Consider the following 13,027-nt stretch of genomic DNA (forward strand, 5'->3'; position numbering starts at 1 on the left):
TGTGTCACCACTTACTTACTCATCCTTACCTAATGACTCAGTTACGCTCGGACTCTTTATCGCTCAGGCCGTCGGGACGAGGTGCGGGGGACTCAGCTCGGGGCTCGCCGGAGATGCCCTCCTGGAAGGCGGCCAGCCACAACCCGGCCTGCGGGGGTGGAGCGGCTGACACCGAGGTGTCGGATTCCGTGGAGGTCGAGGCCACGGGCTTCTGCCGCAGGGGCGGAATCACGGCACGGGTACGGCGCCTGCGCTGCGGCAGCCCGTTGGCGTTGCGCGGAGAGACGGCGGGCACGGGCTCCTCGGCGAGCCCCTCCACGCGGCGCATCGGACCACCGGGGCGCCGGGGCGGCGGCAGCACGGCGGCCTTGGCCATGGCCCCGCCGGGCACCGGAGTCGCGGTGATCATCTCCGGCGGAACGATCAGGACCACGCGCACCCCGCCGTACGCGGAACTCCGGAAGGAGACCTTGAAGTTGTTGGTGCGGGCCAGCCGGCCGACCACGGCCAGGCCGAGTCGCGGTGACTCGCCCAGGTCGTCCAGGTCGAGTCCGGTGGGCGAGTCCTGCGCCAGGGCCCGCTCGGCGCGCAGTCGGGCCTCATCGGTCAGGCCGATCCCGGCGTCCTCCATCTCGATGGCCACACCGGTCTGGATCTCGGTCGCGGTCAGATGGACCCGGGTCTGGGGCGGTGAATAACGGGTGGCGTTGTCCAGCAGTTCGGACAGGGCGTGGATCAGCGGTTCGACACCGCGTCCGAGAATGCCGACCTCGGCCACGGAGTGCAGATCGACGCGCTGGTAGTCGATGATCCGGGACATCGCGCCGCGGAGCACGTTGAACAGCGGGATGGTCTGCTGCCACTGACGGCCGGGCCGGGCCCCACCGAGTACGGCGATGCTGTCCGCGAGCCGACCGACCAGCGCGGTGCGGTGGTCGAGGCGCAGCAAGTCACCGAAGACTTCGGGGTCCTGGCCGTGCTTGTCCTCCATCTCCCGCAGTTCCTGGGCCTGTTGGTGGACGATGGCCTGGACGCGCCGAGCGATGTTGACGAAGGCCCGCTGGGCGGAGTCGCGCAGGTCTTCCTCGGCCTCGACGGCCTCCAGGACGTAGCGCAGCACTGCCCGGTAGGCGGCCTCGAACTCGGGGCTGACGCGGGAGACATGGACGACGTTGCGGAGCACGTCCTCGGCACGGGAGCCCTGCTGGAGCTGGGCCATGGCCGTGGGCAGGGTCTCCTTTGCCATCCGCACGGTTTCGGCTTCCTGCTGGGCGAGGTGGCCGAGCAGGACGGACTCTCGCTTGGCGTACTGCTTGCGCAGTTCGTCGAGCACACGTCCTCGGCGTGCCGCCTCCCCGCCTGCGACAGCCACAACCAGCGTCGCCACGACGCCGATCACGACGACCGGGGCACGAGCCATTGACGGCGTCAGCGCCACGGCCACGGCCGTGCACACGGCCAGCAGTACGGACGGCAACAGCCATATCGGGGCGGAAGAGGGCCCCGAACTTCCGGGGGGTGAACCAGCACGAACCATCGACATCCTCAGAGCACTAAAGGGAATGGACAGGGCGATGTACATGGCGTTCATGGGCGCCATGAGAAGGCCACCTGCACAAGGTCGACGACCGTCGGAGCACGCTCACCAATTGCTTGGTGGCAGCGCATTCCAAGGCGGCGTTCCGCACGTCTGAGGCCGGGTCCCAGGACGCCCGAGCCCTTGTGCGATTCGGCGGCACCACAACAGCAAGCGACGACGTGCGGTAATCGCCACAACTCGCTGCGCGACAGCGAGCATAGCGGGGTCGAGGTGTTTCTGCGGCCCGAGTGCGTATAACACACAACTGCACTCGTGTACGAAATTTAGAATGTGCGTTTGACTCGGGGATTCGATGCAATCGGAGATCACCCAAGCCGCTGCCGCGCCGGCGAAGGGAAGGGAGTTGACCTGCGACGACGCGAGGACATGCGCGTCAAGGTCGGCTTCGACATCGAAGTCGGAGCGCATTGCGGCGGTCGAGCGTGGCCGGCGAGCTCGCCAACTGCCGCCGACTGGAAGGCATCAAGAGGCCGTCGGGGATGCGAACCGGCGGGCCGTGGTGGTATGCGCGACGCGCCAGGTTGACGAATGGCGAGGCCAGGCGCAACCCGGCACTCCTCCCCCGCCCCCGCCCCTGGGGTCAAACGCCCGACTCGTCCACTCCCCCGGGAAAGAACTCGGCCAATTTCCGAGATCAATGATTCCCGACCGGAAAAATGCCCGGAAAAGCGCACCGCCGCGGCACGGGAGGATCACCGGCACGCGAACATCAGGGATTTCGCACGGCAACCGCGCACGGTAATCCCCGGAGGAAGACGGCATTTTCCCGCACCCACATAGGCCGAGCACCCTGTTGTGGAGCGCGCAACTATTGCGCTCCGCGCGGAAGAAGTCGCGACGCCGCTTGGAAGGACGGTCGAAAAGTACGGGGATTGCGCCAGTCTTCGCGTGCATCGGATTGACAGCACCGCCGACGCCCCGCCTGAGGACGCGCCTCCCACCGCCCCGAGGGCCATGAACCCTGCGCCCCACCCCACGCGCGGAATGCTCGCGGCAGGTACGGGCGTCAGGTGGCTCGGCGGGCGGGAAGGGGGCGGAAGGCGGGGCCGTAGGTCCCTCCGCCGCCGGGGATCTCGGTCTCCATCAGTTCCACGGCGGGAGCCTCCAGGCCCCGCATGGCGTGGATGGCCGCTCCCAAGGCACGGTCGTCGCCCGTCTCCCAGGCACGGTCGAGGAAGTCGAGCGTGGTGGAGTAGATGTCGTCGAAGCGTTGCAGAAGTCCCAGCACGGGCTCCGGGGGGTTCGGCCAGCCACCGGCCGGTACCGGGGCCATGGGGCGCGCCTCCGGGAAGGGCACGGGCTCGCCGGTGTACTCCCATCTGTCCCCCGTCCTGCGCAGCCGCCGACCGTGGTAGATCTCGCTGAAGGCGTAGTAGTGGGCCGGATGGTCGTCCTCGAACGTATCGGATGGGGAACCGGCGGTGCCCTCGCCCTGCTCCTTGATGATCTCCATCACGCGGTCGACGTCGTCGAGGTTCTCGACCGGCCTCAAGACGTCCGAGCCGATGTGCTGGAACAGTTGCCCCCGCGTGGACAGTTCGGGTGCCGCGGTCCGGAACGCCCGCTGCAGTTCGCCGTAGAAGAGACCGATGCTGAGGGAGTTGTCCAGGCCCTGGGCGAGCGGCACTTCGGGGGCCTCGATCGCCATCATCACGTCGTGCACGAACGACTTGGTGAGCCCTGACAGGTAGACGGTCACGCCGGTGCGCACCCCGCCGGGCAGCGGGCCGGGGTAGACGGGTGCCGCGTCGCTGATTCTCGGCCTTCCGCCCACCGCGACGAGCAGGTTGGACACCGCTCCCAGGTGGTACATCTCGTCGCCGACGATGCGTCGGATCAGCCGGGCGGCCTCGCTGTCGCGGTCCTTGACGGACCACCAACCGCACAAGTAGGCCGGAATGGTGGCGAGTTCGAGTGTCACGGCCACCTGGAGGGCCGACCTGATCCAGGACACCCCGCGGTCCGGTTCCGGAACGGCGAGCAGGCGTCCCACGGAGCCGCGGCCGGGCGTGGGCGTCCTGCCGTCCGCCGGCGGTTCGGTTGCCTGTGCGGTCCCCGCGACGGAGACGGGCGTGGCGGCCGCGGCGGCGGCCGAGGCCAGGAAGGTCCGGCGTCCGAAGCGGCTGCCGGTCGGCGCGTCCGGCCCTTGCAGTGCGTCAGTCATCCTGCCTCCGCTCACCACCGTGGCCCGGCCTCGGCCGCCAAGGCCGCAGTTCCCGCCGGCCCTCGAACAGTTCGCGAAGTTAGCAGCAGGCATCACGGTTCCCGCGGTACACGGCTTCGGGCAGCGCGTCCACCACCCTGTCGGTCCAGTCGGGGAGAGGCGCCGAGGCGGGGCCCCGACGGTCCGCGGCGCGAACGCCCCTTGTCCGTAAGGTCGTTGACCGGACGAGCGCACGATGTAGCCGTGTGGGTGGTTTGGCGTCCCCGTTCGTGTGAACGCAGTGGCCCCACGGCTCTCCTGAGCCAAGTGTGATGAGCGATCAATTCACACGATAGGAGCACTCCGAGCGTGACCAATCCGAGCACGAAGAACACCGGCGTATCGAGCGGGGAACAACTCGCATCGGACGCTTCGCCCGCCTCGCCCCCCTCGCCTCGGCCGCCCGGCGCGCACCTCTCGCGCCGCACCGTGGTCACGGCGACCGGCGCCTCCGCGCTCGCCGCCGGCCTCACCGGCGCCTCCGTCGCGCCCGCGACCGCGCTGAGCCCTGCCGTCGCACCCTTGACGGCGCCCGCCGCGGCGCCGCCCGGCACCGATCCCACGGCGTACACCACGGTCGCCCGTGCCATCGCCGTCTACGACGAGCACGACAGACCGCTCGTGCCGACCTATCTGAAGGCCGTCGAGAACGGCCTGCCCGCCCGCAGGGGCAGGGCGACGAAGCGGGTGTTGGTCGTCGGGGCCGGGCCGGCCGGTCTGCTCGCCGCCGACCTGCTCAACCGGGCGGGCCATGACGTCGTCGTGATCGAGGCCAACGGCAACCGCGTCGGCGGCCGCATCAAGACGTTCCGCAAGGGCGGCCACGAGGAGGGCGAGCAGCCGTTCGCCGACCCCGGACAGTACGCCGAGGCCGGGGCCATGCGGCTGCCCGGGAGCCACCCGCTGCTGATGGCGCTGATCAAGAAGCTCGGCCTTGAGCTCCAGGAGTTCTACCTGGTGGACGTGGCGGTCGACGACCCGAAGAAGCAGGCCAACCGCGCCTGGATCCACGTCAATGGCGTCCACATGCGCCGCGCCGACTACGAGAAGAACCCCGCGAAGATCAACGACACGTTCGGTGTCACCGGCCCCAACCGCACCAGGACCGCGGCCGCCATCCTCGCGCAGGCCCTGGAACCCGCGCACCGCCTCATCCGGGGCAAGGAGGGGACGGCCCTGGTCAAGGGGTGGGCCAAGGTCCTCAAGAAGTACGGCCACTGGTCCATGTACCGGTATCTGACGGAGGTCGCCAGGCTCGACACCAGGACCATCGACCTCATCGGCACCATCCAGAACCTGACCTCACGGCTGCATCTGTCCTTCACGCACAGCTTCCTGTCCAGCGCGCTGATCGACCCCAAGACCACGTTCTGGGAGATCAAGGGCGGCACGGCGCTGCTCGCCGACGCACTGTACAAGCCGGTGAAGGGGAAGGTGCGGCTCGACCGGCGTGCCGTACGCATCGAACGCCGCGCCGGCAAGGTCAGGGTGCACACCGTTTCCGAGGACTCCCAGACCGGCAAGGGCGGCGTCACCGAGGTGTTCGAGGGCGACGAGGCGATCATCACCGTCCCGTTCTCCGGGCTGCGCCACGTGACCTTCGAGCCTCCGCTCTCCTACGGAAAGCGCCGGGCGATCACGGAACTGCACTACGACGCCGCGACCAAGGTGCTGTTGGAGTTCTCCCAGCGCTGGTGGGAGTTCACCGAGGCGCAGTGGAAGGAGGCGTTGAACTCCATCGAGGACAAGCTGTACGACAAGTACCGGGCGGGCGCGGTCGACGACGGCGCGTACCTCGGTGCGCACGAGTCCGTGAAGAAGCTGGGGGTGACGCTCCCCGACGAACTCAAGAAGTCCTTCGCCGCCTTCCGGCCCGTCGCGGGTGGCGACCCGGACGCCGCGCATGTCCGTGGCGGCGGCAACGTCAGCGACAACGCCAACCGCTTCATGTACTTCGAGCACGCGCACCCCATGGAGGGCTGCGACGGCGGGATCGTGCTCGCCTCCTACAGCTGGTCCGACGACGCCCTCAAGTGGGATTCCTTCGCCGACGACGAGCGGTATCTGCGTGCGCTGGCCGGGGTGCAGGCCGTCTTCGGCCGCCGGTGCGAGGTGTTCTTCACCAACAAGTGCAAGACCCAGTCGTGGATGCGCGACCACTACGCCTACGGTGAGGCTTCGGTGCTCCTGCCCGGCCAGCACACCGAGCTCTTCCCCGACGTCCCCACGTCCGAAGGGCCGCTGCACTTCGCGGGGGACCACACGTCCATCAAACCCGCCTGGATCGAGGGCGCGTTGGAGTCCGCCGTCCGGGCGGCGCTGACGGTCCACACGGGCTGACGCGGGGCACGGGGACCGGATGCGGTGCGCTTGTCCAGCAGGGCGGCACAGGCGCGGCCCTGCTGGACAAGTCGGTCCCGCGACGCGAGGGACTTCGTGGTGCCCGTGCCGTCCCGCGGTCGGTCGAGGCCCGGGACGGCGGTCACTCAGGGACGCTTCGCGGGCGTGCGCACCGCGCCCTCTCCGCCGGCGAGCCGCCACTCGTGGTTGAGCGGACCGAGCGGAATGCTCCGCTCGAAGACGGGCGTGCCGAAGATGTCGAGGTGCGCCCGGAGCGCGCCGGACAGGTCCACTCCGCCGTACGCGGCCCACTTGCCGACGAGTGCGCCCGTGCCGTTCGAGGCGCCGGTGGCCGTGCCGTCGACCTCGGCGCGCAGGTACGGGGCAAGGGTGCCGGTGATGCCGACGCTGCCGTAGAGGCCGACGCTGGCCTCCGCGCCGAGCGTGGCCTTCACGCGTCCGGCGGCCGTCGCGGTGGCGGTCACCGGGGTGCCGCGCAGGTCGGCGCGGGCTATGGGCGTCCAGCCCTTGGCCCGGCTGTACGAGCCGCCGACCCGGAAGTCGCCCTTCACGTCCTGCTTGACGTCGACGCTGACCTTTCCGTCCGCATCGACCTGGAGGTAGCAGGTGAGGTCGAGGTTGACCACGACCGGCACCACACCGACCTGGATGACGGGGTCGGCGTGCAACTTGGCGAACGGCACCCGCAGCGGCGCGCCGTCCGAAGTGGACGCCGCCGCCTGGCCCTTGAGCTCCCACTGCGAGGACCAGTCGCCCGCCAGGCTCACCGACGCGGTCCCCGGTGTGCCGGTGGTGTTGCCCTTGCCGTCGTAGGAGAACTCGACCTGGGGTGCGAGCTGGACGAAGCCCGAGGCCGAGGCGTCGACGGAACCGGCCCGCGTCTTGAGGGTGGGCAGCGCGGCGTTGACGTCCACCCGCAGGCTGCCCAGCGGCAGTTGCGCCCCCTCGGGCCCGAAGTGCAAGCTGCCGGTCTTCGCCCAGGAGACCGCCACCTTGGGGGCGAGCGGCTCGACCTTCACCGTGGCGGGGTCGACGGGCACCCGCCCGTTGGCCGTGGAACCGCCCAGCAGCGCGCCCAGCGTCGCCGGCGCGGTCTTCACCTCGGTGCCCCGCGGGGTCGTACCGACGACTTCGGTGACCTTGGCCAAGGTTCCGTGCGGCGCGCCCGGAGCGGGTGCGCTGGCGAAGACGTCCCCGACGGCAACGGCGGCCGGGCGCTTGCCCGTTGAGTCCTTGCCCCCTTCGTGCCCCTGGCCTCCGTTGCCGCCCTTGTCGCCGCTGTCGCCGTGACCGCCCTTGTCGGGCCGGCCCTCCTTGCGCGCGTGGTCACCCTTGCCGGACTTGTCCTTCGACGGGGTGCCGACGGTCGGCCCGGCGAGGACGGCCCGGCCGCTGCGCCCGTCGAACTCGACGATCCGCAGTGCCGACTTCGCCGCGGGGCGGTGGCCCGCGGACGGCGTCGCGACGGCGCTGGGGGTGCCCGCCCCGGTGGGCGCCGGGGCGACGGCCAGTGGCGCGTCCGCGTCCGTGTCCTTGACATTGGACATCGATTCGTCGGCGCCGCTCTTCCCGGCGGCGGAGGTGCCGGACGAGGGCCCCGCCGCGCACCCGGTGACGACGAGCAGGGACGCGGCGGTCAGCGCCGGCAGAACGGCATACCTCAGGGGATGACGCACAGTTGGTTCCTCAGGGGGCGTGATGTGGGGGCGGCCGTAGGGCGGAAGCACATCTCCGGCCGGACGATTACCCATGGGTAATGATCGGCATGATCGTGCCATGCGCTACCGGCACGCAGCGCCGAATAGCGGGCCACATGGTGATGATCTGGATCACATCAGGGAGGAACTACGGCAATTCCCCGCCAGTGCCTGGCCGGTTCACTTCGCCGCGGCGTCACTCCACGGTGTCACTCCGCGATGCCCCGGGTGAGCAGGACGGCGGTGACGAACCTGCGGTAGAGCCGGATCGGGTCCTCGTCCGTCGTGCGGACGGTCACGGCGTCGGCGCGTTCGATGCCGTTGATCCACGTCGCCATCTCGGCGAGATCGGGGTTGCGGAAGCGCACGCTGAGCGTGGCCGGCAGGGCGATACGCGGCGGTGTGGCCCGCGGCAGGTCACGCACCGCTGCTTCCGCGGCCTGGTGGATCAGTTCGCGAGCGGTGGTGGGGTGCAGGCTGTCCGCGGCGAAGCGGCTCACCGACGACTTGACCACGGCGCTGCGGATGCCCGGGCAGAACGGCTCGATCTCGGCGGCCGTCGTGTCGTCCCCGGTGATCAGCACGACCGGCACGCCATGCCCCAGCGCCACCAGCGCATTGATCCCGCTCTCCCCCGCGGTGACGCCGTTGAGCAGCACCTCGCTGATGGCCTGGGGATTGTAGGTGTGCGAGAGGGCCGCCGGCGCGCCCGCCATGGAGCCGTGGTACGAGACGAAGAAGACGCCGTCGAACGAGGCGTCCAGGCCCTGCATCATGTACAGGGGCTTGTGCCGTCCGGACAGGTAACGCGCCCGGCCCGCAAGGGCGTCGGGGCGCAGGTTCGCCATCTTCGAGTGCGAGTCGTTGACCAGGAACTCGGTCGCGCCGCCCGCCATCGCCCCCTCGATGGCGGCGTTGACCTCCTCTTGCAGCAGGCCCCGGTAGTAGGCGTACTCGGGCTCCGTGGGCCGGCACTGCGACCAGTCGACGACCCCCGCGGTGCCCTCCATGTCGGACGAGACGAAGACCTTCACCACCGGCTCCAGGTATGAGGTGTTGTCCTTCGACCTACCCCGCTGGCGCCGTGCGTACCGTCGAGGGCGTGGAACGCGCCGAGAGCGCGTCGAGGACGCGTCGAGAGCGCGTCGAGGGGCGTGACCGACCGACACTCGTCCTCCCGGTAGGAGCACCGCAGGCCGGCCCACGGATCGGCATCGTCGTCGTGGGGAGGGCGGCGATCTCGTCCAACGTCCAGGCGTATGTGGTGCCGCTCGCGGTGGCCCCGAAGACCTGGAGTCTCCAGGTGTCCTGACGAAACCCGGGGACCGGACCGTAGTGCGAGACGGGCCAGCCCTTGACCCTTCGCTGCCCTGGGGGGAGCGGTTCGGTCCCCACGACGACGCACCTCAGCTTCGTTCACTGTGACGCCGCTTCGGCATGTGCCAGCCTGAAGCGGCGATCACCCTCGCAGATATGAGCCATTGTGGCAGGTTTGCCTGACCGGTGGTCATCTTGTGCCGTCCGCACCACCGGGACGCCGTACCGGGGACCGGTCCGCTGTCAGCCGAAGCTCTTGCCGTGCAGCTGGATGCGGGAGGTGATGCCGAGCTTGGGGAAGAGTTTGTACAGGTGGTAACCGACGGTGCGGGGGCTGAGGAAGAGTCGGGCGGCGATGTCCCGGTTGCTCATGCCCTGGGCGGCCAGCCGGGCTATCTCAAGCTCCCGTGAAGTGAGCCGACCGGCTTCGGCAGACGGCTCGGGGGCCGGCTGGTCCGGGGCACGGTCGCCGGCGGCGCGCAGCTCCTGACGGGCCAACTCCACCCAGGGACGGGCGCCGAGCATGCGCAGATACGTCTCGGCCTGGTGCAGGTGGTCCCGGGCCGACTTGATGCGGCGGTTGCGGCGCAGCCACTCGCCGTAGAGAAGGTGCGTCCGGCCGGTGTCGAACGTCGAGGGATGGGGGGCCTCCAGGGCTTCGGTGAACAGGTCGTCGGCGTCCTCGCTCGATGCGAGCAGCGCCCGGCACCGGAGCCACATGGCGTGCAGGTGCGGGAGGTGGGCGGGCGCGGCCCGTTCCTCGAAGCGGTGCAGCGCCGCCCGGGCCTGCGCCGGCTCCCCGGCCCGCACCGCCGCCTCGACCAGGTCCGGCAGCACCAGCCAGCCCACCATGAAGTGCTCGGCGGGTGCGCCCGGGGCGGCCACCTCGCCCAGCAGCCGGGCGGCTCGGTCCGGTTGGCCCTCGGCGAGGGCCTGGAGTCCCAGCGCCCATCGGGCCAGTGCGATGGCGGAGGTGATGCGGCGCGGGACCGACAGCGTCAGGGACTCCTCGGCCAGGGCGCGGCAGCGGTCACCGTCCCCGCGGGCCGCGGCGGCCCAGGCCAGCATCGCCCGCAGATGGCTGGCGGCGCCGAGTTGGCCGGTGTCGTCGGCGAGGGTGAGTGCCTCGCCGGCGTGGGACACCGCCGCGGGCCACTGGCCGGTGACCAGTTGCAGCGCCACCAGCGGGGCGAGCGACATCGGCAGCGCACCGACGGCGCCGACCTTGCGCAGCTCGTCGACCGTGCGCTGGTGGGCGTCCAGCATCTCCTCGGTGGTCCCGGTCAGGTAGGGGAGGAACACCGGCGGCCAGATCCAGGGCCTGGGGTGTACGGGGGACAGCCAGGACATCCGGGTGGCCGGAACGTCCGGGGGGCACGGGTGGGCCGTTGCGCTGCTGCCGGGGGCGAGGCTGCCCAGGTAGTGGAAGTGGCGGGAGAACCGGTGGGCGGTGGCGGCCCGGTCGTCGTTCGCGGGGGCCGGCCCGTCCGCGTCGCCGGCCGTGGCACCGTCACCGGAATCGGCCGCCCCGGGGTGCAGGCGGCCGATCAGGTCGCCGATCTCCGTCAGCCGCGCCGGGGCACCCGCCACCCAGGCCGAGCGGGCCGCCATCACCAGCAGCTCCCCCGCCAACTCCGGGTCCGACTCCCCCACCAGTCGGGCGCCGTCCAACAACATCCGGCAGGCCACGGCCGGATCGCTGCTGGCGTGGGTGATGGCGCCGCGCATCCGGGCGGCGCGCGCCCGCAGCGCCGGGTCGTCCGTCAGCGTCTCGGCGCGGTCCAGCAGCGCCTCGGCCTCGGATGTCCGTGCCGCCGTCCACGCGCACTCGGCCGCGTCCACCAACCACCGGGCCCGGCGGCGACGGTCGGAGGCCAGCGCGGCGGCACGGCACAGCATCTGGGTCGCGGTGGCCACCCCGCCGGTGCGCCGGGTGCGTTCGGCGAGTGCGGCCAGCAGCTCGGCGACGGTGTCGTCGGTACCTACCGCGGCCGCCGCCGCGTGCCAGACGTACCGGTCGTCCTGACGCCCGACGGCGTCGGCCAGCGCCAGGTGGGCGGCGCGCCGGTCGTTGAGCGGGGCGCCCTGGTAGAGCGCGGAGCGGACCAGGGGGTGCCGGAACCGCACCTGCTGCTGGTCCAGGTGGACCAGCCCCTGGGAGGCGGCGGCGCTCAGCACCTCCATGGCCGCCTCGGTGTCGCCGGCGGCGCCGAGGACGGTGCCGAGGTCGCCCGCGCTCTCCGCCGCGGCGAGCAGCAGCACCCGGTGGTGGTCGGCCGGCAGGCTCAGCGCGCGGTGCCGGAAGATCTGGTGCAACCGCTCGCTGAGCGGCAGGTGTTCGGGCAGCGGGGCGCTGCCGTCGACATGCTCGGGGCGCAGCGTGGTGGGCAGTTCCATGAGGGCCAGCGGGTTGCCGTCGGCCTCGCGCAGCAGTCGTTCGCGGACGGTGGGGGCGGCCTGCGGCAGGTGCCGGGCCAGCAGGTCCGACGCCTCCCGCTGGGTCAGCGGTGCCACCCGCAGGGTGCGGAGGCCGGGTGCGGGGAAGGGGCGGGAGCCGTCCCGGACCGCGAAGACCAGGGCCGCGCTCTCCCGCTCCATCCGCCGGGCGACGAAGGTCAACGCGTCCGCGGTCGCCGCGTCCAGCCAGTGGGCGTCGTCCACGACGAGCAGCAGCGGCACGTCCTCGGAGGCGTCGGAGAGCAGGGTCAACACGGCCAGGGCCACCAGGAACGGATCGGCGAAGGCGGTGGCCAATCCGAGCGCGCCGTGCAGCGCGGCGGCTTGCGGCTCGGGCAGCCGTGTCACGTACGGCATCAGGGGTAACAGCAGTTGGTGCAGTGCGGCGAACGGCAGCTCCACCTCACCTTCCACGCCCACCGCGCGGAGCACCCGCACGTCCGGCTCGGCCCGTTGCACCACGTCCGCCAGGAGCGCGCTCTTGCCGATCCCCGCGGGTCCGCGCAGCACCAGCGTGCCGCTGTTCCCCTTGCGCGCGTCGTCGAGGAGCCTGCCCAGTTCGTCCCGCTCCAGCTCTCTCCCGACCAGCATCCAACAGTGTCCTTTCTCCCTGGGGTCCCCCGTCGCATGACGGGTGTGTATAGCGGTGGGTTGCGTCTGGCCGAAGGTGACTAGCCGCTGGTCACGGCCGGTTTTCGGGGGTCGGGGTGGGGCGCGGCCCAGTCGGCGGGCAGGTCGTTCGACAGATGCCGGCGGAACGGCGAGCCGAACAGAATGACGGCATGTAACCACCGCACCAGAAGGGGGCGTCACCGAGTGCCTCCATAGCGAGGAGCAGTCATGCAGTTCGGAGTGTCCTTCCTCCCTGACTGCCGCGAAGAGTGGAAGTCGGCGGCGGAGTACTTCTCCGACGCGTTGGCGCTCTGCACACTCGCGGAGTCGGCCGGATTCGTCTCGGTCAAGATGACCGAGCACTGCCCGACCGACTACGGCGGCTACTGCCCGAGCCCCCTGTCCTTCCTCAGCGCGGTCGCGGCCCGCACCACACGGATGCGGCTGATCACCGACGCTCTCCTGCCCGCCTTCCACCACCCCGTGCGACGTGCCGCCGAGATCGCCACGGTGGACGCGATCAGCGGCGGCCGGCTGGAGGTGGGTTTCGCCCGAGCCTACCTGCCCCAGGAGTTCGAGACGTTCGGGTCGTCCCTGGACGAGTCCACCGCGCGCTATCAGGACACCATCCGGGCGGTGCTGCGTCTGTGGACCGAGCGGCGGATCGACGAGAAGACGCCATTTTTCTCCCACCGACAGGCCACCGGACGCCCGTCCCCCGTGCAGCGTCCGCACCCGCCGGTGGGGGGCGGCGCCACCAGTCGGGCGCCGGACGGTTTC

General features: G+C 71.0%; 7 protein-coding genes and 1 pseudogene. 3 read left to right on the forward strand and 5 right to left on the reverse strand.

The annotated features are described in order from the left end of the window. Window positions 1–37: 37 nt before the first annotated feature. Both SNOUR_RS03060 and SNOUR_RS03065 read right to left on the reverse strand, forming a co-directional pair. Window positions 38–1,420, reverse strand: a complete 1,383-nt coding sequence (locus tag SNOUR_RS03060; protein ID WP_067357624.1) for a sensor histidine kinase — start codon at window positions 1,418–1,420, stop codon at window positions 38–40. A gap of 1,186 nt (window positions 1,421–2,606) precedes the next feature. Beyond that, on the reverse strand, window positions 2,607–3,764 hold the full coding sequence (locus SNOUR_RS03065) for a ferritin-like domain-containing protein (protein ID WP_067343615.1): 1,158 nt from the start codon (window positions 3,762–3,764) through the stop codon (window positions 2,607–2,609). 348 nt (window positions 3,765–4,112) lie between these two features. Between SNOUR_RS03065 and SNOUR_RS03070 the strand changes: the two genes are divergently transcribed. Then, on the forward strand, window positions 4,113–6,143 hold the full coding sequence (locus tag SNOUR_RS03070; protein ID WP_067343616.1) for a flavin monoamine oxidase family protein: 2,031 nt from the start codon (window positions 4,113–4,115) through the stop codon (window positions 6,141–6,143). Between the two features lie 146 nt (window positions 6,144–6,289). Here SNOUR_RS03070 and SNOUR_RS03075 read toward each other — a convergent pair whose 3' ends face one another. Together SNOUR_RS03075 and SNOUR_RS03080 are read right to left on the reverse strand one after the other, a co-directional pair. Further along, window positions 6,290–7,711 (reverse strand): hypothetical protein, encoded by a 1,422-nt coding sequence (locus SNOUR_RS03075; protein ID WP_312635804.1) that lies wholly within the window; start codon window positions 7,709–7,711, stop codon window positions 6,290–6,292. Window positions 7,712–8,070: 359 nt separating this feature from the next. Further along, window positions 8,071–8,895 (reverse strand): M55 family metallopeptidase, encoded by an 825-nt coding sequence (locus SNOUR_RS03080; RefSeq protein ID WP_067357625.1) that lies wholly within the window; start codon window positions 8,893–8,895, stop codon window positions 8,071–8,073. A 68-nt stretch (window positions 8,896–8,963) separates the two neighbouring features. Between SNOUR_RS03080 and SNOUR_RS49140 the strand changes: the two genes are divergently transcribed. Next, a complete protein-coding gene (locus tag SNOUR_RS49140; protein ID WP_159425784.1) occupies window positions 8,964–9,173 on the forward strand; it encodes a hypothetical protein in 210 nt (69 codons plus the stop codon). A gap of 248 nt (window positions 9,174–9,421) precedes the next feature. On the opposite strand, the gene SNOUR_RS03085 is transcribed toward SNOUR_RS49140, so the two are convergent. Beyond that, window positions 9,422–12,226, reverse strand: a complete 2,805-nt coding sequence (locus SNOUR_RS03085) for a helix-turn-helix transcriptional regulator (RefSeq protein ID WP_067343620.1) — start codon at window positions 12,224–12,226, stop codon at window positions 9,422–9,424. 249 nt (window positions 12,227–12,475) lie between these two features. Here SNOUR_RS03085 and SNOUR_RS49145 point away from each other — a divergent pair. Further along, window positions 12,476–12,997: pseudogene (locus SNOUR_RS49145) on the forward strand (LLM class flavin-dependent oxidoreductase); the annotation flags it as partial. Between the last annotated feature and the right edge of the window lie 30 nt (window positions 12,998–13,027).

This window comes from Streptomyces noursei ATCC 11455, from assembly GCF_001704275.1.
GTDB lineage: Bacteria > Actinomycetota > Actinomycetes > Streptomycetales > Streptomycetaceae > Streptomyces > Streptomyces noursei.

Bases quoted from the DNA above. Each gene is read 5' to 3' on its own strand.
- SNOUR_RS03085 (WP_067343620.1), bottom strand. From the start codon at position 12,226: ATGCTGGTCGGGAGAGAGCTGGAGCGGGACGAACTGGGCAGGCTCCTC.
- SNOUR_RS03060 (WP_067357624.1), bottom strand. From the start codon at position 1,420: ATGGCTCGTGCCCCGGTCGTCGTGATCGGCGTCGTGGCGACGCTGGTT.
- SNOUR_RS03075 (WP_312635804.1), bottom strand. From the start codon at position 7,711: ATGTCCAATGTCAAGGACACGGACGCGGACGCGCCACTGGCCGTCGCC.
- SNOUR_RS03065 (WP_067343615.1), bottom strand. From the start codon at position 3,764: ATGACTGACGCACTGCAAGGGCCGGACGCGCCGACCGGCAGCCGCTTC.